Genomic DNA, 23,316 nt, shown 5'->3' with positions numbered 1-23,316 from the left:
ACACGCAACAACTCAAATCGCTCTCGCTACTGCTTATCCAGACCGTACACGGAATGCAAAGTACGAACCGCGAGTTCCGTGTAGGGACCGTCAATCAGTATCGAAATCTTGATCTCGGAGGTAGTGATGGCGCGGATGTTGATCGCCTTGTCGGCCAGCGCCTTGAAAGCGGTGGCGGCCACACCGGCATGGCTGCGCATGCCGATGCCGATGACCGAAACCTTCGACATGCCGGCTTCCGACTGCACCACGTCATAGCCGATCGAAGCCTTCAGACGCTCCAGCACGGCCAACGCCTTGTCCACGTCGCCGGACGGCACGGTGAAGGTCATGTCGGTGAACTTGCCGTCCTCGGAGATGTTCTGGACGATCATGTCGACATTGATGTTGGCCTCGGCCAGCGGGCCGAAAATGCCGGCGGCAACGCCCGGGCGGTCGCCGACGCGGCGCAGAGAAATCTGCGCTTCGTCCTTGGCGTAGGCAATTCCGGTGACGACCTGCTGTTCCACGATCTCTTCCTCGTCGCAAATGAGCGTTCCCGGAGGATTGAGCAAATCCCCCATTCCGGGCGCATCGGGATCGTCGAAGGACGACCGCACGAACGTACGCACCCTGTGCACCATGGCAAGCTCGACCGAGCGCACCTGCAAGACCTTGGCGCCGAGCGAGGCCATTTCGAGCATTTCCTCGAACGAAATCTTGTTGAGCCGCCGCGCCTTCGGCTCGATGCGCGGATCGGTGGTGTAGACGCCGTCGACATCGGTGTAGATGTCGCAGCGATCGGCCTTGACCGCCGCGGCAATGGCCACCGCGCTTGTGTCGGAGCCGCCGCGGCCGAGCGTGGCGATGCGGTTGTCCGGGCCGATGCCCTGGAAGCCGGCGACGACAGCCACCTGGCCCTCGCCGAAGCGCTTGATCAGGAACGCGCCGTCAATGTCGAGGATGCGCGCCGCGCCATGCGCGTTGTCGGTCTTGATCGGGATCTGCCAGCCCTGCCATGAGCGGGCGTGCACGCCCATATTCTGCAGTGTGATCGCCAGCAGGCCGGCAGTCACCTGCTCGCCCGAGGCGACCACGGCGTCATACTCGCGCGCGTCGTGCATGGGCGAGGCTTCGCGCGTCCAGCCAACCAGTTCATTGGTCTTGCCCGCCATCGCCGAAACCACGACAGCGACCTCATGGCCGGCATCGACCTCGCGTTTGACGTGACGCGCCACATTGCGGATGCGGGCGATGTCGGCGACGGAGGTTCCGCCGAATTTCATCACGATGCGCGCCATGGAAGCGAAATGCCTTTGACTGAAGCCGGCCCAGGACCGAAAGGGGAAGTAAGCGCTCGACAGAAGCCGGCCGCTGAATGCGCGCCTCCTTAGCCAAATGATCACGGTTTCGCAAGGCTGGCGGCGGATGCCGGCTTCAGGATCGCGGCATATTGCGTTCGGCCCCGCCGCCGCTTACCAAATGCTGCCCGCGGGAAACTCCTTTTGGTCCGGCATATCGAATGATTGTTCGCCTTCGACCCGCCATGCGGTGGCAATCGCTGCCGCTGTTCATCGGCTTCGCCGTGCTGGCATTGATCGTCGGCACACGCGCCGTGCTGGTCGAGACCCAGAGAGCCAATCGTGAGGCCGCGCGCGAGGCGGTCGAGTATCAGGAATTGCTTTCCGGTTTGCTTGCGATGGCTCAGGAGGCCGAGACCAGCCAGCGCGGCTATCTCCTGACCGGCGAGAAATCCTACCTCCAGCCTTATCGGCAGGCGGTCGACGCCATTCCGGGCCAGCTTGCCCGCATCGACGGCATGACCGCGCCGGACGACGAACTCGTGCAGCAGATCAACCACGTCAAGGACGCGCTTTCACAAAACCAGGCCGAATTGGCTGAGACGATTGCACTCTACGATCGCGGCGATGCGGCAAAAGCTCTGGAACTGGTCCGCAGCGGCCAGGGCAAGGCCGCCATGGACCAGATCCGGGCCAGCATGGACACGATCCGGCGCATTGGCGGCGCAGCCATCGCCGCGCGCGACGCTCATACCGACCGGGTCGAAAACTGGCTGCGAATCGGCTCGATAGCGGCGCTGCTGGCGATCTTCCTGCTTGGCGCCTACACGGTTCGCCTTTCGCGCCGCCGGTTCCGCGCAGTGGCGATCGCCCAGGAAGAGCTGATGCGCAAGAACATCGAGCTCGGCAACGAAATCCAGACGCGTGAAAAGGCCGAATCGCAGATCCGCCAGATGCAGAAGATGGAGGCTGTGGGCCAGCTGACCGGCGGTATCGCCCACGATTTCAACAACATGCTGGCGGTGATCATCAGCGCCATGAACCTCGCCCAGCGCAAGCTGACGCGGGGCGAGCACGACATCATGAAATTCATCGAAGCGGCGACCGATGCGGCGACCCGGGCCGCAAACTTGACGTCACGGCTGCTTGCCTTCTCGCGCCAGCAGCCGCTCGCGCCTCAGGTTGTAGACGCCAATCGTCTGGTCGCCGGCATGTCGGACCTGCTTCGGCGGGCGCTTGGCGAAACCCTCCGCATAGAAACCGTGCTGGCTGGCGGCCTGTGGAAGACCCATGCCGATCCGAGCCAGCTCGAAAATGCCATTCTCAACCTGGCGGTCAATGCGCGCGACGCAATGGGCGAGGACGGCAAGATGACCATCGAGACCGCCAACAGCCACCTCGACGAGGGCTACGCCGCCACCCATGCCGAGGTCAAAGCCGGCCAGTATGTAATGATTGCGGTCAGCGACACCGGCGCCGGCATGCCGGCGGACGTCATGGAGCGGGCTTTCGAGCCATTTTTCACCACCAAGCCAGTCGACAAGGGCACCGGCCTCGGGCTGAGCCAAGTGTTCGGCTTCGTCAAACAGTCCGGCGGACACGTCAAGATTTACTCGGAACCCGGCCAAGGCACCACGATCAGGATCTACCTGCCGCGCTTCTTCGGCCCGGAAGAGGCCGCCATATCTTCGGAACGAGCCGGAAATCCTGCCGTGCCGGTCACCGAAACCATCCTTGTCGTGGAGGACGATCCACGCGTGCGGGCTTCCACCACGGATGCCATGCGCGAACTCGGCTACACCGTCATTCATGCCGCAAGCGGCCAGGAAGCGCTGGAAAAGCTGGGCGACAACCCTGGTGTGGCGCTCATGTTCACCGATATCGTCATGCCGGTGATGAATGGGCGCAAGCTCGCCGAGGAGGCGCTGGCGCGCATGCCGAAGCTGAAGGTGATCTTCACCACCGGCTTCACCAGGAACGCCGTCGTCCACAATGGCGTGCTCGACCATGACGTGCATTTCCTGGCCAAGCCCTTCACCATCGAGCAGCTGGCGGCGAAATTGCGCGACGTGCTGGACGCAAGATGACCGAGACCCTGGAAATCGTCACCTTTCGCCTCAAGCCTGGAGCGGAAGCGGCCTTTGCCGCCGCCAACAACCTGGTCGCCGACTGGCTGGCGCGGCAACCTGGTTTCGTAAACCGCTGCCTGGCGCGGCGGGACGATGGCGGATGGGTCGATGTGGTGCGCTGGCGAAGTCGCGAGCAGGCTCTCGCCGCCGCGGGCCGCATCATGGCCGAGATCGGCGATTGCGAAGCGATGCGGGCCATCGATCCCGCAAGTGTTGCGATGGAACATTCGGCAATTGTGATCTCGAGGCCATAGGTCGACTAGCCAGCAGTCGCAAAAACCGTCCTTGACTTTCTTGCCCCGGCACCCGACTTCCTAGCGTCCGAGGAGACCCGCCCCATGCCAGAGGCCCGACGATCGACAATCGATGCCGGAGAAGTGGAACGCTTTTCCGCGCTTGCCGCCGAATGGTGGAACCCGAACGGCAAATTCCGTCCGCTGCACAAATTCAACCCGGTCCGGCTTGCCTATATCCGGGACCAGGTGGCGGCGCGCTTTGGCCGCGATCCGCGGGCGGCGCGGCCGTTCGAAGGCCTGCGTTTCCTCGATATCGGCTGCGGCGGTGGGTTATTGTGCGAGCCGATGGCAAGGCTTGGCGCCGAAGTGGTCGGCGCCGACGCCTCGGCAACCAACATCGAGGTGGCGAAGCTGCACGCGGCCGAAGGCGGCGTGACGGTGGATTATCGCGCTACGACCGCTGAGGATTTGGCCGATTCCGGCGAGAAATTCGACGTCGTCCTCAACATGGAAGTTGTCGAGCATGTTGCCGATGTCGACCTGTTCATCGGCAAGTGCGGCGAGATGGTCAAGCCCGGCGGCATCATGTTCGTGGCTACCATCAACCGCACGCTGAAGGCACTGGGCCTGGCCATCATCGGCGCCGAATATGTGCTGCGGTGGCTGCCGCGCGGCACCCACCAGTTCGGCAAGCTGGTGCGGCCCGAAGAGCTTGAAAAGGCGCTCGGCAGCGCCGCCATGACCATCATCGACCGTACCGGCGTGACCTACAATCCTCTCGCCGACCGCTGGGCACGCTCCAAGGACATGGACGTCAACTATATGGTGCTGGCGGAAAAACGATCGGTCTGAACGAAGGGGCGGCCGTGGACACTATGAGGGCCCGAGAGCTGGCGCTCGATCTGCCCGAAACGGTCGAGCAATCGCATTTCGGCAAGGCTGACTTCCGCGTCCGCAACCGTATCTTCGTCTCGCTGCCCGAAGCCGACCGTGCTGTCGTCAAGCTCGACCGCGACCAGCAAGAGATGATGGCCGCGGCTGAGCCATCGGTTTTCAGGCCCGTGACAGGCGGCTGGGGCCAAAAGGGATGGACGTCGATTATGCTCGAAGCCTGCGACGAACAGACATTCCGCAGCGCAGTTCGGACGGCCTGGCGAAACGTCGCCCCGCCGGCGCTACGGAAGCGCCTCGACGCGAGCCAAATTTGAGCCTGAGCAGTTCGAGCAAAGTGTGAAGCGGTTTTCCCGGGAAAAGCGCATAGCGCTTTGCCTAGGGAATTGCGTAAACCAAAGACCCTATGCCTTCTGGCTCTGCGCCTTGGTGGTGATGATCACGCCGATGGTGATGATCACCGCGCCGGCCCAAGTCAGCAACTGGTAGTGCTCGCCGAGGAAGATGGTTCCGGCAAACAGGCCGACGGCCGCCGCCACATAGCCGATCTGGCTGAGATAGACCGGACCGCCCACGGCCTGCAGCCGGAAGAAGAAGGCAAACATCGCCGAGGCCGAAGCGACTTGCGCCACGACAACCAGCGGCACGGCCCTGAGCCGGGCGAAAGCGCCAACGCCGAACAGCGTGAGAATGCCGATCAGCAGCAGCGTCGCCGAGGCCAGGTGGCTGCCGACGGCCAGTTCGATCGGACCGGTGCCTTCGGGCCAGTCGACGGTGCGATAGATATTGCCGGCGGCAAGGCTGACCGGGATCAAAAGTCCGACCAGTACCCAGAAGAAATCGGCCGGCTGGCCGGCCTCGCCGCGAGTCACCGCCACCATGACCGCGCCGATGAAGCCGACGGCGATACCGATACTGCCGAGCATATTTGGCCGTCGAACGCCGAGCAGGATCGAAAACACCAGTGTGATGACCGGCGACAGCGTGAACATGATGCCGGTATAGCCGGCGCCGAGATGCGGGATAGCCGAAAACATCAGCAGATTGGGCACGGCGTAGGACACGGCGGCGGTGATGAAGAAATAGCGCAGTCTGTGCGAGGTGAGCCGCATGCGCTCGCCGTTCGCGAGCAACGCGCACAGCAGCACGCCCCCGGCGCCGAACGAGATAACGAAGGCCCAGACCATGGCCGGAACGCCGGCAGCCGTCGCCAGCTTGCCGAACGGCAGGGTCAGGCCGAGCAGGCCGCCGGTGACGACCAGCAGGCCAAGCGCCGATTCCCAGAGAAATTTCATCGGATGGTCCCGTCACTCACTTGCGGCACTGGGTCGAAACTGTATCTTGAGGTAGCATACCACAAAGATTCTTAACGTCAAGATACTTAGCGGTGAGACAGATGGATCGCGCGGCAAAGGCGGTGGAGCAATGGAAGCGGGAACGGCCGGACCTGGAGGTGTCGCCAATGCTGGTGCTTGGGCGGCTGAACGAAGCCTCGTCGCTAATCGCCCGCGAGCGCCTCGCCCCGCTGTTTGCCCGTTTCGGGCTGCAGGCCGGCGAATTCGATGTGCTGGCGACGCTGCGCCGCTCCGGCCAGCCCTACGCGCTGACACCGACCGCTCTATACGAGGCGACGATGGTGACCTCTGGGGCCATGACCAACCGGCTCGACCGGCTGGAGAAGGCCGGACTGATCCTGCGCGGCCCGCACCCCAACGACCGGCGTGGCATTGTCGTGCAACTGACCGAAAAAGGTCTGGCCTTGATCGACGAAGCCCTGACCGCCCACGTCGCCAACGAGCATGAAATCCTCGCCGGGCTCACCGGCACGGAGCGGGGGGCACTGGCTCAGTTGCTTGGCAAATTGATCGATAGCGCCAGCTGATCGCTCAATTGCGCTCCTCGGGAAAACTCGGGATCGGCATGAAATCGATGCCATCCTCGGCCAAGCTCTTGGCTTCGTCCAACGTCGCCTCGCCATAGATGCCGCGCGCATCGCTCTCGCCGAAATGGATCTTGCGCGCTTCTTCGGCAAACTTGTCGCCGACATAGTCGGCATTCTCGCGCACCTTCTCGGCCATCGCCTTCAGTTGCGCCAAAGCCTGCTTCTGGGTTTCGCCCATGGCCAGCGCAATTGTTTCCTGCTTCCGCGCGGTGGAGACGGCTGGCGCCATCAGCGCCTTTTGCACCTTGTGCGAGCCGCAGCTCGGGCAATCGACGAAGCCGCGCTTCCTCTGCGTGTCGAAATCGTCATTGCTGCGAAACCAGCCCTCGAATTCGTGCTCGTGCTCGCAGATCAGGGCAAAGCGGATCACGAAGCCGCGCCCCTGAGCCGCGGCACTTCAGCCGTGCCGGCATTGACGGCAAAATCGCGCGCATTCCTAAGGTTGGGGATTTTTTTGCGCGCGGCCGACGACTGTGCGGTATCGATCTCGCCGATAATCACGCCCGGCTCGGCATGGACGGCCTCGGCGATGATGCGACCCCACGGGTCGACGATCAGCGAATGGCCATAGGTCTCGCGGCCGTCCTCATGCAGGCCACCTTGTGCTGCAGCAACCACATAGGCGCCGTTCTCGATGGCGCGGGCTCGCAGCAGCACATGCCAGTGCGCTTCGCCGGTCTGGCGGGTGAAGGCGGCAGGCACCGACAAGAGGTCGGCGCCGGCCATCGCCTCGGCGCGGAACAGCTGCGGAAAGCGTAGATCGTAGCAGACGGCAAAGCCCAGCCTGGCGCCGTCGATCTCGGTGACGACCGCTTCGGTGCCCGGCTCATAGGCGGCGGATTCGCGCCAGCTTTCGCCATTGTCGAGATCGACGTCGAACATGTGGATCTTGTCATAGGTGGCGAGCGTCGCGCCATCCGGCCCAAACAGCAGCGCCCGGTTGGCGAGCTTGCCGTCGGCGCGCAGGATGGCGGTAGAGCCAATATGCAAGAAGACGCCGAGTTCGCTGGCGAGCTTGCGCGCGGTCGCCACGACGATGTCCTTGTCTTCCGAGGTGAAGGAAGCAGCCCTGGCTTCCTTGTCGCGAATCAGCGCTCCGGTCATTTCCGGGGTCTGGATGTAGGTTGCACCGAGGCCTGCCGCCTCGCGAACCAGCCGTTCGAGATCGACCGCGTTGCGCTCGGGGCTCTCGCCCGAACGCATCTGGATCGCCGCCGCCTTGAAAACACCCATCGTCACGTCCTCTTTGAGCAATTCCAGGAAAAGTGTGTACCGGTTTTCCGTCTGAAATTGCATAAAAACAAAGACATAGAGCGGCCCTACGAACCGCTCTTTGTCGTCGAGCCGTTGGCAAGCAGCCTGTCCAGCTGGCCCCGCGCCTCCAATTCGTGGAGGTCGTCGGAGCCGCCGACATGCGTGTCGCCGATGAAAATCTGCGGAAAGGTCGAGCGGCCATGCGCCCGCGAAATCATTTCCTGGCGCAATTCCGGCGAAAACGAAGCGTCATGCTCGGTGTAAGCGACGCCCTTGCGTTCGAGCAGCCGCTTGGCCGCCGCGCAATAGCCGCACATCATACGGGTGTAAATCGTCACATCGAGCATCGGTCCGTGCCTTTCCTCGACCTTATATAGTCGCGGACTCGTCGGCCCGAAAGTCCCCCGGCAGGACACGCGCAAAGGTCAGCACATCGACCGCTCCGGCGCCGCCCTTCTTCAGCGCCCTGGCGACCGCGCGTACGGTGGCGCCGGTGGTGTAGACATCGTCGACCAGAAGCACGCGGCGCCCAGTGATCTCGATTTCGGCTTCCGCAGGCACACGGAAGGCGGCGCGGACATTGGCCTCGCGCTCCTGCCGCTCCAGCCCGACCTGCTGGCGCGTGAGCTTGACGCGCCGGACCGCCGAGGGCGAGAAAGGCAGCCCGCTAAGCTGCGCAACCGCCCTTGCCAACTCCGCCGACTGGTTGAACTGCCGGCGAAAGAAGCGCCGCCAGTGCAGCGGCACCGGTACGACGACATCGGCGTCTGCAATTAGCTCAGCGCCGGCGCGCAGCATCCAGCGCGCCATCCACGGCGCCAGATCGGTGCGATCCTGGTATTTCAGACCTTGCACCATCTGGCGGGCGACACCTGAATAGGCCACGGCCGCCCGCGCCCGCTCGAACGGCGGCGGATCGGCGATCGCCTCGGCCGACAGGAATCCCTCGCCCATATCGTGCGTGAATGGCGTGCCCATCACCGCGCACCATGGCCGCTCCAGCAGCCTGAGTTTCGGCCAGCAGGCACCGCACAAAACGCCGGGTTGCGAGACGTGCCTGCGACAGCCGGCACAGACCGGCGGGAACAGCATCCGCGCCGGCCAGTCCAACATGGCCAGCTTCAACATGGTTTGAGCGAGGCTCTTGATCTCCATCACCGGATCGGCCACGTGGTTTTGTCGTCCGCGCCAGGATATCACTAGACGGACAAACAGGGATGTCTACCGTTGCAGCCGATCATCGATACTGAACTTTGGCTGGTGCGCAAGCGCAGGGCGCTGGCCCACCCCGTAGCCGGCGCGGATTTTCTGATGCGGCGGGCGGCGGAAGACCTTGCCGACCGGCTCGGCGCGGTCGAGCGGAAATTCGGCAAGGCCGCGGTGCTGTTTTGCCAGACGCCGGACGCAACGGACGTGGTCGCTGCAAGCGGCAAGGCAGCGGAGATCGTGCGCGTCGAGGCAGATCCAGCGTTTCTGGACGGCCGGCCAGGGCTGATAGCACCGCTGGAAACAGTGCCGTTCCAGCCGGAAAGCCTCGACCTCGTCGTTTCACTTCTGTCGTTGCAGGCGATGAACGACATTCCCGGCATGCTGGTGCAGATCCGCCGCGCTCTGCGGCCCGACGGGCTTTTCCTCGGCGCCTTTGCCGGCGCCGGCACGCTTTCCGAATTGCGCGAAAGCCTGCTCGCCGCCGAGACCGAACNCTCTATGGCGGCGCCAGCCCGCGTGTCATCCCCTTCACCGATGTTCGCGACGCCGGCGCACTGCTGCAGCGCGCCGGACTGGCGCTGCCGGTGGCCGACGTCGAAACGGTGACCGTCCGCTACGATACCCTCTTCGACCTCATTGCAGATCTCAGGGCGATGGGCGAAACCAGCGCGCTGACCGATCGCAGCCGGCGACCGGGAGCGCGAAAGCTTTTTACCCGTGCCGCCGAAATCTATGCCGAACGCTTTTCGGACGCTGATGGCCGCATCAGGGCAAGCTTTTCCATCGTCTGGATGTCGGGCTGGGCGCCCGATGCCTCGCAGCAAAAGCCCTTGAAACCGGGTTCGGCGAAGGTCTCGCTGAAGACGATACTGGAAAACCCCGGCGGGCGGTGACGGCGCTCCGGATCAGTGCTCGGCGAAGGCGTTTGCGAGCCTGCTGTTGTTGTCGCTGAACAGAAACTGGATCGCATTGCTGGCCTTGCCGACACCCCCGACGATGGCAAGCGACAGCACCGCAACGATCAGGCCATATTCAATGGCCGTGGCGCCTGTTTCGTCCTGCAAAAATCGGCGCAGCAATGGCTTCATGATCGTCGATCCCTCTCATCCCCGACCATATCGCCGACCTGTTAAGAAAGGTTAACGGCACAAGCTTAACAGGCTGTGAAATGGGCCTGCGTTGAGGAAGTTCTCAAGCTGGTGTCGACCTTGTTGGTCAGCAGTCGCCGCTGCGTTGGCCGTCGGCGCGGATGATGCAGACTGAGTTCGGTGAGGGCTGCAGCACGCTTCTGCGCAGCGTATAGGTGGCCCGCGAGCCGATCGAACCCGTGCTCATCGGGTCGAGACCGCCTGCAAGAGCATCGCGGCTGGACGATCGCGTGTGGTTGTCCAGCACGGGGACCGCGATCAGCGCCAGCGCCACTGCGGCCGAGCCGAACAACAGCGTGACGCGCAATAAGCCGACGCCGGCGGCGCGAAAGCTGCGATCTGGCCGGATCGAGTCCCATTCCCTGTCGAGGCTCATGCAATCGCTCCCCGCGAACCCGCTTTGCCGCAATTTTTCACGACGAGATAAATCTTCCATTAACGCTGGCTAGATCAGACCGCGAAATGGCTTTGTATCACAACAGGTCGATGAGGAACTGGATTAGCGGCGCGTCGGCCGGCGGCATGGGATAGTCGCGCATCTGCTTTGGCCGCACCCATTTCAACGCCTGCCCTTCCCTGGGCTGCGCGATGCCGCGGAAGCGGCGGCAGACGAACAGGGGCATCAGGAGATGGAAATCATCATAGGAATGGCTGGCGAAGGTGAGCGGCGCCAGGCAAGGAATGTCAGTCTCGATGCCGATTTCTTCCTGCAGTTCGCGGATCAGGCATTGTTCCGGCGTCTCGCCTGGCTCTACCTTGCCGCCGGGAAATTCCCACAGGCCGGCAAGCTGTTTGCCCTCGGGCCGCTGCGCCAAAAGCACCCGCCCATCGGTATCGACCAGCGCGCACGCGGCGACCAGCAGCAGGCGTTTGCCGGTGATCTCGCTCATGCGCCCGGCGGCCGGCGATAGTGGTAGCGATAGACTTCGTCGAAGCCCAGCGAGCGATAGAGCGCCAGCGCCGGCGCATTGCCGGCCTCGACCTGCAGCCAGGCTTCGCGAGCGCCACGCAGCCTCGCCCACTTCAGCGCCGACAGGATCAGGTTGCGGCCATGGCCCTGATTGCGCGCCGACTTGGCGGTGGCGATCTCGAACAGACCGGCAAGATCGCCGTCATGGACGCAGATCAGCACCGCCAGAGGGTCGGCCCCTTCCTCCAGCGCAAACAGCCCGACTTCGGGTTGGATAGCGCCGATGATTTCCGAAAGACCGGGCCGCAGCGATGCATCCGAGCCGCTGACCTTGAGCGACGCGCCGAGAAAGCGGCTGATATCCTTCAGCGGAATCTGGTCCATGGCCGGCGCCAGTTGCGCGTCCGCCAGCGGCAGCCGCATCACCAGGGATTCGTCGAATGTGCTCCAGCCCTCATTGTCGAGATGCTTGGCCAGGTCCGGCCCCGACAGCGGCGAGATGCGGAAGGTCAGCGGCCTGCCATAGGCGTCGAAGCGCCGGCTGGCGCGGCCGATGCGCTCGGCAATGTGCTGGGTGTCGCCGGGATCGAGCGGGTTGACCGAGTTCAGCCGCTTGGCCGGATGGCCGGCTGTCAGCCGCACCACCCAGGTGCCGTCATAATGCACGGCCGCCGCCGGCCAGGCGCGAAACCCCGCAGCCTCGTAGCGGCGCACGATGGCGAGCATGCTTGCCGGATGCCTGGAAGCCAACTCCATCAGCTCCGGTAATCGCCATTGATGGCGACATATTCCTTGGTGAGGTCGCAGGTCCACACCGTCGCCTTGCCGCGGCCGATACCGATATCGGCGCGGATGCGAATGTCGTCGCGCTTCATATAGGCCGAGGTCGCTTCCTCGGAGTAGCCCGGGTCGCGTTCGCCCTCATGCGCCAGACGGTTGTCGCCGAACCAGATCGACAGCCGGTCGCGATCGGCCGGCTCGCCGGCCTTGCCGACGGCCATGACGACGCGGCCCCAATTGGCGTCCTCGCCGGCAACCGCCGTCTTGACCAGCGGCGAATTGGCGATGGACAGCGCGATGCGCTTGGCCGAGCGCGCCGATTTGGCGCCGGTAACGGTGACTTCGACCTGCTTGCGGGCGCCCTCGCCGTCGCGCACCACTTGCAGCGCCAGCGATTTGAGCACCTTGCCCAGCGCCCGGCGGAAGGCGCCGAGACGGGCATCCTTGGGATCGCTGATGGCGGGCGCGCCGCGCTTGGCAGCGGCTCCGGTGGCGAACAACAGCAGCGTGTCGCTGGTCGAGGTGTCGCTGTCGACGGTGACGGCGTTGAAGGTCTTGGCCGTGCCGCGCGACAACAAGTCCTGCAGCACGGGGGCGGCGATCGGCGCATCGGTGGCGATGAAGGACAGCATAGTCGCCATATCGGGCGCGATCATGCCGGCGCCCTTGGAGATGCCATTGATGATGACGTCGGTGTCGCCGAGCTTGACCGTCGCTGTCGCCACTTTCGGATAGGTGTCGGTGGTCATGATGGCCTTTGCCGCCTCGGTCCACAGATCCGGCTTGCCGTCCTTGACCAGTCCGGCCAGCAAATGGCTGAATTTGGTGGTGTCGAGCGGCTCGCCGATTACCCCGGTAGAAGCGAGGAACACTTCGCCTGGCGTGCAGCCTGCGGCCTTGGCCGCGGCCTCGCCGGTCAGTTGGGTGGAGGCGCGGCCCTTCTTGCCGGTGAAGGCGTTGGCGTTGCCGGAATTGACCACAAGCACCCGCGCCTTGCCGGCGCCAAGGTTCTCGCGGCAGAAGTCGACCGGCGCCGAGGGGCATTTCGACTTCGTGAACACGCCGGCAACCGCTGTGCCGGCATCGAAGACTATGGCCAAGAGGTCGGTACGGTTCTTGTACTTGATCCCGGCCTCTGCGGTGGCGATGCGCACGCCCTCAATGGCAGGCATTTTGGGATATTTCTTCGGCGCGAGCGGCGAAATCGTTGCGTACATTGGGGACCTCGGGCGACGGAAAAACGCTAGGCGAAGGCCGGTTTGCCCGATAGCACGGCCCGGCGCAAGGGCGTTTTCTTGGCCGCCGCTGTGGGCAAGCCACCAGGGATTAAGCTTGCATTTCAAATCCGTTGGCGTCGGCGGGGCCTCTGGCGTTATGATATCGGCCATGGGCAGGCTGGTGATCTTGGCGGTGGCGTTTATGGGGCTTTTGCTCCTGAGCGCCGATGCGCAGCCGGAACGGCGCGTGGCGCTGGTCATCGGCAATGGCACCTATGCCGAAGCCGGCACGCTCACCAATCCGGTCAACGATGCGCTCGATATTGCCGGCAAGCTGCGCTCGATCGGCTTCGACGTCATCGAGGGCAACGATCTCGGCAAGCGCGAACTCGAGCGCAAGATCGGCGAATTTTCCGATGCGCTGGAAGGTGCGGGCGTCGGGCTTTTCTATTACGCCGGCCACGGCTTGCAGGTGGAAGGGCGCAACTACATCGTGCCGGTCGACGCCCGGCTCGACATGCCGGTCAAGCTGCAGCTCGAAGCCGTGCCGATCGACGAAGTCCTCGACATCATGGAGCAGCAGACCAAGGTCAGCCTGGTTTTCCTTGACGCCTGCCGCAACAATCCCTTTGCCCGCAGCCTGAGCCGCACCGCCACCACGCGCTCGGCAACGGCGCTTGCCGGTCTGGCGCAGTTCGATTCGACGCGCGGCTCCTTCATCGCCTTCTCGACGGCGCCAGGCGCTGTCGCCATGGACGGCACCGGGCGCAATTCGCCGTTCGCCGCCGCCCTGCTGCGACACATGGCCGAGCCCGGCCAGAGCATCAACGACATGATGATCGCGGTGCGCCGCGACGTGGTCTCCGAAACCCGCGAGGGACAGCGCCCATGGGAACAGGGTTCGCTGCTCGAACGGTTTGAGTTTGTGCCCGGCGGCGAAACGGTTGCACAGCCGAAGCCCGCCGTCCCCCCGGCGCCCGAAACAAAGGTTGCGGCACTCGAACGGTCTGTAGGCGACGACAAGACCGCAATCGAGAAATTCCTGCGCGACGACTATCTTGCGCCCGATGCCGCGGCGATCGGCGAGACCGTCAAGCGGCTCTATGCGCCTTCCGCCACCATCTTCGGCACGCGCTATGACAGCGACGCCGTCGTCAAGCTCAAGACGGACTGGTTCGCGCAATTTGCATCCTGGTCGTTCAGTCTCGAGCCCGGCAGCCTCAATGTGACGCGGCAGGGCGAGAACCGCGCCGAAGCCGTGTTCGCGATGAGCTACGACTATATGTCGAAAGACAAATCGGCGGCGCGCATGACCGGCAAGGCACGCGTCACGCTTGGGCTGGTGAAGAGCGACGGCCAGTGGCGGATCGCCTCGGAAACCTCGCAAGCGATGAACTGAAAATCCCCGCGCAGGGCGAACGTGAGGCCTGCTTCTACAAGCGCTGGAAACGGGCCGTTTCGTTTGCCTGCCAGCTCACCTATACTGCCGGCGAGATTGTTGGCCAGGATTGCCGGCGAGATTGTTGGCGAGGACAGACATGGGCGAGGATCCGGCGCGCAGATCGATCGGGGCGCGGCGCAACCCAGACAGCGCCGAGGCCATTCTCGAGGCCGCGGAGGCGGTGCTGGTCGAGGCCGGCTATGCCGGCTTCTCCATAGAGGCCGTGGCGCGGCGGGCGCGCGCCGGCAAACCCACGATCTATCGCTGGTGGCCGAGCAAGGCGGCCCTGCTGTTAGAGGTCTACAAGCGGCAAAAGCGTGTCGACGTCCCCGATACCGGCAGTCTCGAAGACGACCTCGTCGGTTTCCTGAGGAACCTCTTCGCGCATTGGCGCGACACATCCTCGGGCAGCGTATTCCGCTCGCTGATCGCCGAGGCCCAGTCGGACGAAGCGGCGGCCGCGGCCCTGACTGGCTATGCCGATGGGCGCGTGTCCCACACCGCTCGGATCATCGAGCGCGCCAAAGCGCGCGGCGAGGTTGCGGCCGATATCGACGCAGCGCTGGTCGCCGACCTCATCGCTTCCTATGCCTGGAAACACCTTTTGACCAACCGGCTGGACGAAGATGAGGCGACAATCCTTGCCACTGTCCGCTATGTGATGTCAGGCATCTCCCGCAATTGAAAAGGGCGCCGAACGGCGCCCTTTGCATGTTTTCGGTGCCGGCCTTACTTGCCGGCTTCCATCGTGTCGACGGCCTTCTTCAGATTGGCGTCGGGGATTTCAACCTTTGCGGCGCCGCGCAGCTGCTTGACCAGTGCGAAATACTTGTCGCGGATCACCGCCTGCTTGGCCTGGTCCTTGACGTCGTCGAAGGCCGGCGGCTGTTTGGTGCGCTTGTCCTCGAGCTTGATGACATGCCAGCCGAATTGCGTTTGCACCGGCTCCTTGGTGTATTTGCCGATTTCGAGCGCAACTGCCGCCTTGTCGAATTCCGGCACCATCTGCCCCGGGCCGAACCAGCCGAGATCGCCGCCATTGGTTTTGCCCGAGGGATCGCTGGTATGCTCGTTGGCGAGCTTCTGGAAGTCGGCACCGCCATCGAGCTGCTTGATGATCGCCTCGGCCTCTTCCTTCGTCTTCACGAGGATGTGACGGGCATGAATCTCATTGACCGGCGGCGTGCTGGCGATTTCCTGATCGTAGCGGGCGCGCACCTCGGCATCGGTAACCTTGTCGACGACGCCCTTCTCGACCATCTCGCCATGCAGCGCGCGCTGCTGCAGGAACGCCATGCGGCGCTGGAATTCGGGATCCTTGTCGAGCCCAGTAGCGACCGCCTGGGCGGCCATGACGCGGATTTCGATGGCCGCCGAAAGGGCGGCGGCGCGGCGCTGCTCGGGTGGCAACTGCGAGAACTGCTGCGACAGCTCGCCCTCGGCAAGCCCAAGGTCCGCCTCGGTCAGCTTCTGGCCATTGACGGTAGCGATAACGGCGTTCGGATCGACGGGGGCTGCCGCCGGCGCTGCTGCGGCATCGGCCGGGGCGGGAGCGGCTTCCTGGGCCATCAGCGGAGACAGCGACAGGGCCGACAGGCCGAAAGCCAAGCCAAGGCTGGCGAGCGACGCACGGCGAAACAGTAAGGACATCAAGATTAACTCCAAGGGGGGATTGGTAGGGCTTGCAGATCAGCCGGATTGTGGCGGAATTTGGCGCTGCCCATAGGGCTAACGCGGCGTTGACATCAGTTGAGCCCCCTCTTATCTGTCCAACGACTTTGCGTCCAGAACCGTTTTCCGGGCGCTTTTTGTGTTTGTCCGCGTTTCACGCGGAATTGATGGGGCCGGCCGGCGCTCATCTCAAAATTGAGAATTCTATCGAAAGGACCATCGGATGGTCAGTCTCGGCGGTCTCGCCCGTAAGGTTTTCGGTTCCTCCAACGATCGTCGCGTAAAATCGACCCGGCCGCGTGTCGAGGCGATCAACGCCATGGAAAACGAGATGCGGGCGCTGTCCGACGCCGAGCTTCAGGCCCGCACGGAAAAATTCCGCCAGGATATCGCCAACGGCGCCACGCTCGATGACCTGCTGGTGCCGGCCTTCGCCACCGTCCGCGAGGCATCCCGCCGCGTGCTCGGCATGCGCCCGTTCGACGTGCAGCTGATCGGCGGCATGGTGCTGCACAATGGCGGCATCGCCGAAATGCGTACCGGCGAGGGCAAGACCCTGGTCGCCACCCTGCCCGTTTATCTCAACGCGCTTGCCGGCAAGGGCGTCCATGTCGTCACCGTAAACGACTACCTTGCCACCCGCGACTCCGAATGGATGGGCCGCGTCTACAAATTCCTCGGCCTCTCGGTCGGCGTCATCGTCCATGGCCTGTCCGACGAGGAACGCCGCGTCGCCTACGCGTCCGATGTTACCTATGCCACCAACAACGAGCTCGGCTTCGACTATTTGCGCGACAACATGAAGTATGAGCGCGCGCAGATGGTGCAGCGCGGCCACAATTACGCGATCGTCGACGAAGTCGATTCCATCCTGGTCGACGAGGCGCGCACGCCGCTGATCATTTCCGGTCCGCTCGAGGACCGTTCGGAAATGTACAACACCATCGATGCCTTCATGCTGCAGCTCGGCCCAGCCGACTACGAGATCGACGAGAAGCAGAAGACCTCGATCTTCACCGAGGAAGGCACCGAGAAGCTGGAAAACCTGCTGCGCGCGGCCGGCCTGCTCAAGGGCGAGTCGCTCTATGACGTCGAGAACGTCGCCATCGTCCACCACGTCAACAACGCGCTGAAGGCGCACCGGCTGTTCCAGAAGGACAAGGACTACATCGTCCGCAACGACGAGATCGTCATCATCGACGAATTCACCGGCCGCATGATGCCGGGCCGCCGCTATTCGGAAGGCCTGCACCAGGCGCTCGAAGCCAAGGAGCATGTGGCGATCCAGCCGGAAAACCAGACGCTGGCATCCGTCACCTTCCAGAACTATTTCCGTCTCTACAAGAAACTGTCCGGCATGACCGGCACGGCGCTGACCGAGGCCGAGGAGTTCGGCAACATTTACGGCCTCGAAGTCACCGAGATCCCGACCAATCTGCCGGTCATCCGCAAGGACGAGGACGACGAGGTCTACCGGACGGTCGAGGAGAAGTACAAGGCGATCGTCAAGGAGATCAAGGAAGCGCGCGCCAAGGGCCAGCCGACGCTGGTCGGCACCACCTCCATTGAAAAATCCGAGCAGCTGGCCGAGCGCCTGCGCAAGGAAGGGTTCAAGGATTTCGAGGTGTTGAACGCCCGCCACCACGAGCGCGAGGCCGCCATCGTCGCCCAGGCCGGCAAACCCGGCGCCATCACCATCGCCACCAACATGGCGGGACGCGGCACCGACATCAAGCTCGGCGGCAACGCCGAGATGCGCATCGAGGACGAACTGGGCGACATGCCTGCTGGTCCCGAGCGAGAGGCGCGCGAAAAGGAAATCATTGCCGATGTCGAGCGCCTGAAGGAAAAGGCGCTAGCCGCCGGCGGCCTCTACGTGCTCGCCACCGAGCGCCATGAATCGCGCCGCATCGACAACCAGCTCCGCGGCCGCTCCGGCCGCCAGGGCGACCCCGGCCGTTCGAAATTCTTCCTGTCGCTGCAGGACGATCTGATGCGCATCTTCGGCTCCGAGCGCATGGACGGCATGCTGCAGAAGCTTGGCCTCAAGGAAGACGAGGCCATCATCCATCCGTGGATCAACAAGGCGCTGGAAAAGGCGCAGAAGAAGGTCGAAGCGCGCAACTTCGACATCCGCAAGAACCTGTTGAAATACGACGACGTCTCGAACGACCAGCGCAAGGTGGTGTTCGAGCAGCGCATCGAATTGATGGACGGCGAAGGCCTGTCCGAGACGATCGCCGAGATGCGCGAAGGCGTCATCGAGGAGATCGTCACCAAGAACATCCCCGAAAACGCCTATGCCGAGCAGTGGAACGTCGCCGGCCTCAAGGCCGAGGTCGCCGAATTCCTCAATCTCGACCTGCCGGTCGAGGACTGGGTCAAGGAAGAAGGCATTGCCGAGGACGACATCCGCGAGCGCCTGACCAAGGCCGCCGACGACGCCGCCAAGGAGCGCGCCGAGCGCTTCGGCCCAGACGTGATGAGCTATGTCGAACGCTCGGTGGTGTTGCAGACGCTCGATCATCTGTGGCGCGAGCACATCGTCAACCTCGACCATCTGCGTTCGGTCGTCGGCTTCCGCGGCTACGCCCAGCGCGACCCGCTGCAGGAATACAAGAGCGAGGCGTTCGAGCTGTTTCAGGCGCTGCTCGGCAATCTGCGCCAGGCCGTCACCGCGCAATTGATGCGCGTCGAACTGGTCCGCCAGGCCGCCGAAGCGCCGCCGCCCGAAGCGCCTGAAATGTTCGGCAGCCACATTGACGGCACCACGGGCGAGGACGATTTCGAGGGTGGCGAGACCGCACTTCTGGTCCGCCAGGAGAGCAACGCCATCGTCGCTCCCGAAGACCGCGATCCGAACAACCAGGCGACCTGGGGCAAGATCGGCCGCAACGAAGCCTGCCCCTGCGGCTCCGGCAAGAAATACAAGCACTGCCACGGCGCGTTTGCCTGATTTCGAAGGCTAGGTCGGCGGGACAGCACCCCCCTCTGGCCTGCCGGCCATCTCCCCCTCAAGGGGGGAGATCAGCAGCTTCGGCGCCGTAACTTCTTTCAATTTCGACAATTGGCGAAAGCCACAGTGACAGCCAATCTCCCCCCTTCAGGGGGAGATGTCCGGCAGGACAGAGGGGGGTGCGAAGGATCGCGACCTCTCGGTCCAACCCTCGTCAAAACCTCACAACAACCCCGAATCGCGCGCGGTCGCTGTCGCCTCGCCGCGCGACACCGCATCCAGCTTGCCCAGCACCGCCGAGACATGGTGATCGACCGTCTTTGGCGAAATCGTCAATTGCTCGGCGATCCGCTTGTTGGAGAGGCCGCGTTCGATCAGCTGCAGCACCTGCATCTGGCGCAAGGTGAGGCCGGCGAGGTTGGCGCGCGTCGAGCGGCGCGGGCCGCGGGCGATGCCGCCAACGCCGTTCTTGCGCATGATATCGCGCAGGCGCTGGGCTGCCGGCCTTGCCCCCAGGCCGTCGAAAATATCCAATGCCAGCCGCTGCCCCTCGTCGTCGCCGAGGATGAGCGCCAGTCCGCGCTCGTATGGCGCATTCAATTCGGACCAGAGTGCCGAAGCCGAACGCCAGTCGCCGGTCAGGAGCAGCCGGTATGGTGTCGCCATCTCGGCGGTGTCGCCGGCCGGCATATCGGGAGAGAGCAATGTTCGCCACAGAGCCAGCTCACCGACATGGGCACGCGAGCGCACCGGCGTTTCGGCGCGGGTGATCAGCGCCAGCGCCTCTTGCCTGTCGGCCAGGCCCAGCCATGCCTGCTCCGCCATCAGCGCCGCGTAAGAGCTCAGCATCTGCAGGTCGCCGCCGCTTCCGACCAGACGCGCCATTTCGGCGAACAGCGGCTCGGCCGAGGGATCGCCGCGCCTCAGGCGCAGTTTCGCCAGTGCCAGCAGCGCCGGAAACCGGCCCACGGTGGTTGTCCGCTCATTGTCGATGACATCGCTTGCCGTCGCGGCGGCCTCATCCCATTGGCCCTGACGCAGCTGCACATCGGCCAGCATGCCCCTGAGATAGTCGCGCCAGGTGCCGAGGTCGTTCTCGGTGCAATAGTGGATGCCGCTCTCGAGCACCGGACGTGCCGCGTCGTAGCTCATCTGGGTGATCTCGAAACAGGCGCGGTTGGTGAAGGCGCGCGCGGCATGCTCCTGGAAATTGCCCTGGAGCGCAATTTCAAGGCTTTGGTCGAGGCGCAGGCGTCCCGCATCCGGATTGAGCCACTGCTCGACGCAGCCGACATTGTTGAGGGCATGCGAGGCGATGTCGGGACGGTTCATGCGCGCAGCCAGCGCCGCTGCCTTCTCGCCATAGAACAGCGTGTCTTCCACCCTCTCCGACAGCATCGCCAGATGTGAGAGGTTCGAATAGGCCATGGCGAGTTCGGGACCGGCGGGAGCCGCTTCCAGCATCGCCACAGCCTCGGCGCCGAAGGCGGCCGCCGCCTCGCGGTCATCGCCCATTTCGCTCAGCCGGGAGAGCCATCTCAGGCTGTCGCCCTCCTTCAGCCTGTTGCCGTCTGCCTGATGCAGTCGGCGCGCCTCGCCCTGCGCCGCAAGCGCGTCGTCGATCTTGCCGATGAGATGACACTCGAACGCATGGCTTTCGTAGAGTACCGCATGTTCCGTGGCCGGCAGGCTGTCGGCCTGCTGCAAGGCGATTTCGTAATAGCCGGCGGCATCGCGATGGGCGCCGACACGCGACGCTTCGCGCGCGGCGATTGGCGCAAGTTCGCGCACCGCCGCCAGATTGTGCGCCTCGACCGCATGATGCACCAGGCGGCCTGTGGAGACGTCGCCATTTTCGAGCAGTGCCGCCAGCGCACGCTGGTTGAACTGCCGCCTGTGCGACGTCGTCAGCATCATTTCGATGGCGCGTCGCGCGATGTCGTGGCGGAAGGCGTAGCCGTCGCCCAGATCGTCAAGCAGGCCGTTTGCGACACACTCGGCCAACTGGCCGGCGCTGGCGACGCCGCACAGGCCTTGCAAGGCCCAGGCGTCGGCGCGGCGCGGAAACACCGACACCGCGTCGAGCATGGCCCGGGCGCCAACCGACAGCCGCTCGGCCCGCGCCAGCACCGCGTCGCGCACGCTTGCCGGCAGCGCNAGATGGCGTCGCCATCGCGGCCGGCCGCATCGGCGAGCGACAGCACGGCCGCCTCGCTGAGCAGCGGCACGTCGATGCGCGCCACGCTGCCGGCCGGGATTTCGCCCAGGGCGCGGCGCACCCGCATCTGTCCTTCGCTGCGGTCGGTGCGGGCCGTCAGCAACAGCAGGATGTGGGTGTTGACGATACGCCGGCCGAGGAAGCGCACGAAATCGAGCGTGGCATCATCGGCCCAGTGCAGGTCTTCGATCACCAGCAGGCTCGGTCCCTTGGCCGCAAAGGCGTCGAGCGCATCGGAAAACAGCGGCAGTCTCTGCCCATGCCGGGCGTCGATTGCGCGCGGCAGCGCCCATTGCGCCTCACGGGCCAGATCGTAAAGCGGCCCCAGCGGATCGGGGATCGACAGATCCTCGCAAGCGCTGCGCAACATTGCCGCGCTCTGCCCGACACGGGCCGCGAACGCCTCGACAATCGCCGTCTTGCCGGCGCCGGCCTCCCCCGCCAGCACCGCGACTCGGCCATGGCCGCCTATTGCATCGCCAAGCAGTGTCTCGAGCTGCTGCAGCTGCGTCTGCCGTTCCAGAAGCATCATTGTCATCGTCTCACAGGATCGGAGTTTTCCCACCATGGCGGGCCGCTCACGATTAGCCCGTGAAGAAAGCGACGCAATGTGACTTTGCACACATTGCCGTGCCTCTTTCCACAAAGAACGACGCCAATATAGGGAATCGTCCCGTCCAATATGGGGAATCGTTCCGATGCGCGGGCCGGGCCGGCGTGGTCAACGTCCAGCCGCGCTCCGATCGAGCGTGAACCAATGGAAAAGGAAGTCTTCCATGCCTCGCTATCTGATTGAACGCACATTTCCGGACGGCCTCAACATTCCGATGACCGACATCGGCGCCACTGCGGTCGGCGGGGTCGTCATGCGCAATGCCGAAAAGGGCGTCACCTGGATCCAGTCCTTCGTCACGCCCGACAAGAAGCACAGCTTCTGCATCTACGACGCGCCGACGCCCGAAGCTATCCGCAGCACCGCTCAGAAAAACTCGCTGCCGGTCGACAAGATCACGGAGGTGCGGGTTCTTGACCCTTACTTTTACCTCTGATCCTGCGTTCGGTCGCCACGATGATGAGCATCAAACTGTCCTTCGCGGCCGTGGCGAACTGCCTGATGGCCTGCCGCTCGGTGGAATCGGGCCTGTCCTGGGAAAGACCGGCCGGCCAACCTCCGTGCTCGGCCGTCTATGGCGGTTCGCGTCGAAGCTGCCTGCGTATCTGTCTGAAAGGCGGCGCTTGCCCCCGGAAGGCGGCTATCTGAGGCGCGACATCGGGCTATCGGAGCGGGACGTCCCGCAGGAATATTGGCAATATTACTTTTGGGATCGTTGATTTTGCACGGTTTTTAATGGCTGCGGCCAAAGCCCGGCAACGGAAGCCGCATCGCATGAACCGGGACGGACAAACCAAATCCTAAACCAACGCCGCAGGCGTTTCGGCATCGGCCGCCGTCGCCTCAAGCGTCAACAAACGAACGGAAGACCATGACCAAAATGCTTTGGACGACACGCTTCGCGGCTTTCGCCGCCATCTCGATCGCGGCGGGTGCGGCCGCCCAGGCGCACGACGCCAACCCGTTGGCCGAAAAGGTGCGCGCAGCCAACAGCCGCTTCGAAAATGTGGCAGCCGCCACCGCCGAAGGCTATGCCCCCATCCCTTGCGCCAGCGGCATCACCGGCGGCGCCATGGGCATCCACTATGTCAACGGCGCCTATCTCAAGGACGATGCCGTCGATGTCGCCAAGCCCGAAGCGGTGATGTACGAGCCGACGGCCGACGGCAGCCTGAAGCTGATAGCGGTCGAATACATCACCTCGAAAGGCCCGGCCTCGCTCGAAGGCCAGCTGTTCAACTTCAACAGCGCCCCCAACCGCTACGGCCTCGGCCCGTTCTACGAACTGCATGTCTGGGCCTGGAAACAGAACCCGACCGGCGCCTTCGCCGACATGAACCCGAACGTGTCCTGCGACGCGATGAAGGGGATGTAACGTTCCCGATGTGACATCCGGCACCGGACACACCCGATGCCTGCCT

The 23,316-nt window shown here is 64.1% G+C and carries 24 protein-coding genes and 1 pseudogene; 11 read left to right on the top strand and 14 right to left on the bottom strand.

Annotation, left to right across the window (positions count from 1 at the left end):
- Positions 1-26 precede the first annotated feature (26 nt).
- Positions 27-1,280: an aspartate kinase gene (locus X730_RS152245; RefSeq protein WP_023685777.1), complete on the bottom strand. Its 1,254-nt coding sequence runs from the start codon at positions 1,278-1,280 to the stop codon at positions 27-29.
- 245 nt (positions 1,281-1,525) lie between these two features.
- On the opposite strand from X730_RS152245, the gene X730_RS152250 reads away from it, so the two are divergent.
- The 4 genes from X730_RS152250 (at position 1,526) to X730_RS152265 (ending at position 4,853) form a co-directional block, all read left to right on the top strand.
- Positions 1,526-3,367 carry a CHASE3 domain-containing protein gene (locus X730_RS152250; protein ID WP_023751718.1) on the top strand — a complete coding sequence of 614 codons (1,842 nt, stop codon included), beginning with the start codon at positions 1,526-1,528 and terminating at the stop codon, positions 3,365-3,367.
- The gene (locus X730_RS152255; protein ID WP_023685779.1) at positions 3,364-3,663 is read left to right on the top strand and encodes an antibiotic biosynthesis monooxygenase; all 300 of its coding nucleotides are present in this window, start codon (positions 3,364-3,366) and stop codon (positions 3,661-3,663) included. Before X730_RS152250 ends, X730_RS152255 begins: the two co-directional genes overlap by 4 nt.
- An 84-nt stretch (positions 3,664-3,747) precedes the next feature.
- Positions 3,748-4,497, top strand: coding sequence for a bifunctional 2-polyprenyl-6-hydroxyphenol methylase/3-demethylubiquinol 3-O-methyltransferase UbiG (gene ubiG, locus X730_RS152260; protein ID WP_023672976.1), 750 nt, complete (start codon positions 3,748-3,750; stop codon positions 4,495-4,497).
- 23 nt (positions 4,498-4,520) lie between these two features.
- Positions 4,521-4,853 carry an MmcQ/YjbR family DNA-binding protein gene (locus tag X730_RS152265; protein WP_023685781.1) on the top strand — a complete coding sequence of 111 codons (333 nt, stop codon included), beginning with the start codon at positions 4,521-4,523 and terminating at the stop codon, positions 4,851-4,853.
- An 87-nt stretch (positions 4,854-4,940) separates the two neighbouring features.
- Here X730_RS152265 and X730_RS152270 read toward each other — a convergent pair whose 3' ends face one another.
- Positions 4,941-5,831, bottom strand: coding sequence for a DMT family transporter (locus X730_RS152270; protein WP_023826291.1), 891 nt, complete (start codon positions 5,829-5,831; stop codon positions 4,941-4,943).
- 101 nt (positions 5,832-5,932) lie between these two features.
- On the opposite strand from X730_RS152270, the gene X730_RS152275 reads away from it, so the two are divergent.
- Entirely contained in the window at positions 5,933-6,418 is a 486-nt protein-coding gene (locus X730_RS152275) for a MarR family transcriptional regulator (RefSeq protein ID WP_023672979.1), read from the top strand.
- 4 nt (positions 6,419-6,422) lie between these two features.
- On the opposite strand, the gene X730_RS152280 is transcribed toward X730_RS152275, so the two are convergent.
- The 4 genes from X730_RS152280 to X730_RS152295 form a co-directional block, all read right to left on the bottom strand.
- Positions 6,423-6,848: a DUF1178 family protein gene (locus tag X730_RS152280; protein ID WP_023685783.1), complete on the bottom strand. Its 426-nt coding sequence runs from the start codon at positions 6,846-6,848 to the stop codon at positions 6,423-6,425.
- Complete coding sequence (locus X730_RS152285) at positions 6,845-7,711, bottom strand: carbon-nitrogen hydrolase family protein (protein WP_023804565.1); 867 nt, start codon at positions 7,709-7,711, stop codon at positions 6,845-6,847. Before X730_RS152285 ends, X730_RS152280 begins: the two co-directional genes overlap by 4 nt.
- Positions 7,712-7,797: 86 nt before the next feature.
- Entirely contained in the window at positions 7,798-8,079 is a 282-nt protein-coding gene (gene grxC / locus X730_RS152290; protein ID WP_023804564.1) for a glutaredoxin 3, read from the bottom strand.
- A gap of 22 nt (positions 8,080-8,101) precedes the next feature.
- Positions 8,102-8,860, bottom strand: a complete 759-nt coding sequence (locus tag X730_RS152295) for a ComF family protein (RefSeq protein ID WP_245261357.1) — start codon at positions 8,858-8,860, stop codon at positions 8,102-8,104.
- 99 nt (positions 8,861-8,959) lie between these two features.
- Between X730_RS152295 and X730_RS01000000164425 the strand changes: the two are divergent.
- Positions 8,960-9,834, top strand: a pseudogene (locus tag X730_RS01000000164425) (methyltransferase domain-containing protein).
- A 12-nt stretch (positions 9,835-9,846) separates the two neighbouring features.
- Here X730_RS01000000164425 and X730_RS152300 read toward each other — a convergent pair.
- The 5 genes from X730_RS152300 to argJ form a co-directional block, all read right to left on the bottom strand.
- Positions 9,847-10,029 carry a Flp family type IVb pilin gene (locus tag X730_RS152300; RefSeq protein WP_023672984.1) on the bottom strand — a complete coding sequence of 61 codons (183 nt, stop codon included), beginning with the start codon at positions 10,027-10,029 and terminating at the stop codon, positions 9,847-9,849.
- Between the two features lie 127 nt (positions 10,030-10,156).
- On the bottom strand, positions 10,157-10,465 hold the full coding sequence (locus tag X730_RS152305; protein WP_023826289.1) for a hypothetical protein: 309 nt from the start codon (positions 10,463-10,465) through the stop codon (positions 10,157-10,159).
- A gap of 97 nt (positions 10,466-10,562) precedes the next feature.
- The gene (mutT, locus tag X730_RS152310; RefSeq protein WP_023685791.1) at positions 10,563-10,979 is read right to left on the bottom strand and encodes an 8-oxo-dGTP diphosphatase MutT; all 417 of its coding nucleotides are present in this window, start codon (positions 10,977-10,979) and stop codon (positions 10,563-10,565) included.
- Positions 10,976-11,725, bottom strand: coding sequence for a GNAT family N-acetyltransferase (locus X730_RS152315; RefSeq protein WP_023713717.1), 750 nt, complete (start codon positions 11,723-11,725; stop codon positions 10,976-10,978). Before X730_RS152315 ends, mutT begins: the two co-directional genes overlap by 4 nt.
- A 29-nt stretch (positions 11,726-11,754) precedes the next feature.
- Positions 11,755-12,996: a bifunctional glutamate N-acetyltransferase/amino-acid acetyltransferase ArgJ gene (gene argJ, locus X730_RS152320; RefSeq protein ID WP_023704293.1), complete on the bottom strand. Its 1,242-nt coding sequence runs from the start codon at positions 12,994-12,996 to the stop codon at positions 11,755-11,757.
- A gap of 169 nt (positions 12,997-13,165) precedes the next feature.
- Between argJ and X730_RS152325 the strand changes: the two genes are divergently transcribed.
- Positions 13,166-14,395 carry a caspase domain-containing protein gene (locus X730_RS152325; RefSeq protein ID WP_023714959.1) on the top strand — a complete coding sequence of 410 codons (1,230 nt, stop codon included), beginning with the start codon at positions 13,166-13,168 and terminating at the stop codon, positions 14,393-14,395.
- Positions 14,396-14,534: 139 nt separating this feature from the next.
- Entirely contained in the window at positions 14,535-15,122 is a 588-nt protein-coding gene (locus X730_RS152330; RefSeq protein ID WP_023714960.1) for a TetR/AcrR family transcriptional regulator, read from the top strand.
- Positions 15,123-15,166: 44 nt separating this feature from the next.
- Here the strand turns inward: X730_RS152330 and X730_RS152335 are convergent, their stop codons facing one another.
- Positions 15,167-16,087, bottom strand: coding sequence for a peptidylprolyl isomerase (locus tag X730_RS152335; RefSeq protein ID WP_023686683.1), 921 nt, complete (start codon positions 16,085-16,087; stop codon positions 15,167-15,169).
- Between the two features lie 244 nt (positions 16,088-16,331).
- On the opposite strand from X730_RS152335, the gene secA reads away from it, so the two are divergent.
- Positions 16,332-19,064, top strand: a complete 2,733-nt coding sequence (secA, locus tag X730_RS152340) for a preprotein translocase subunit SecA (RefSeq protein ID WP_023714961.1) — start codon at positions 16,332-16,334, stop codon at positions 19,062-19,064.
- A 222-nt stretch (positions 19,065-19,286) separates the two neighbouring features.
- Here secA and X730_RS1000000168635 read toward each other — a convergent pair whose 3' ends face one another.
- Together X730_RS1000000168635 and X730_RS1000000168630 are read right to left on the bottom strand one after the other, a co-directional pair.
- Positions 19,287-19,457: a LuxR C-terminal-related transcriptional regulator gene (locus X730_RS1000000168635; RefSeq protein WP_245261356.1), complete on the bottom strand. Its 171-nt coding sequence runs from the start codon at positions 19,455-19,457 to the stop codon at positions 19,287-19,289.
- A gap of 1,520 nt (positions 19,458-20,977) precedes the next feature.
- Positions 20,978-21,814, bottom strand: coding sequence for an AAA family ATPase (locus X730_RS1000000168630; protein ID WP_245261349.1), 837 nt, complete (start codon positions 21,812-21,814; stop codon positions 20,978-20,980).
- Between the two features lie 244 nt (positions 21,815-22,058).
- Here X730_RS1000000168630 and X730_RS152345 point away from each other — a divergent pair, with 244 nt between their 5' ends.
- Positions 22,059-22,331, top strand: a complete 273-nt coding sequence (locus X730_RS152345; protein ID WP_023685308.1) for a DUF4242 domain-containing protein — start codon at positions 22,059-22,061, stop codon at positions 22,329-22,331.
- A gap of 435 nt (positions 22,332-22,766) precedes the next feature.
- On the top strand, positions 22,767-23,270 hold the full coding sequence (locus X730_RS152355; protein ID WP_023686685.1) for a hypothetical protein: 504 nt from the start codon (positions 22,767-22,769) through the stop codon (positions 23,268-23,270).
- Positions 23,271-23,316: the final 46 nt, after the last annotated feature.

Source organism: Mesorhizobium sp. L103C131B0, from assembly GCF_000502275.1.
GTDB lineage: Bacteria > Pseudomonadota > Alphaproteobacteria > Rhizobiales > Rhizobiaceae > Mesorhizobium.
The sequence above is the reverse complement of the archived record's forward strand: the minus strand, read 5'-3'. Positions and strand labels throughout refer to the sequence as shown.